Annotated in this window: 1 protein-coding gene; it reads left to right on the top strand. The window is 58.0% G+C overall.

Going from position 1 to position 238, the window contains the following annotated elements; translation table 11 throughout:
• Positions 1–55: 55 nt before the first annotated feature.
• Positions 56–238 (top strand): hypothetical protein (locus SB822_RS60800; protein WP_410859611.1); only part of this gene is annotated, 183 nt, incomplete at its 3' end.

Below are 238 nucleotides of genomic sequence, written 5' to 3'. Positions count from 1 at the left end.
CAGCGTTACTGAGCAAGCATCATTACGATTGTTGTACTGTCGCTACAGGCGTCGAATGGGACTGACCGCACGCACCGCCTTACGCAGCAAGCCATCCGGCGTTTTGGCCGCTAGCATTCCTGTGAACATGGCTAGCGGCATTTATGAACACCAACAGTCGATATGCCTCTGGACGCGACTGCGCGCGGTGCCGTCGAGTTCTGTCGATGCGATTGTCGGCCACGAGGCGAGCTCCAGC

Origin of the sequence: Paraburkholderia sp. SIMBA_054, from assembly GCF_046534875.1 — a bacterium.
In the GTDB taxonomy this organism is placed as follows: domain Bacteria; phylum Pseudomonadota; class Gammaproteobacteria; order Burkholderiales; family Burkholderiaceae; genus Paraburkholderia; species Paraburkholderia hospita.
Note: the sequence above shows the minus strand (reverse complement) of the source record. Positions and strands in the feature narration are given on the sequence as shown.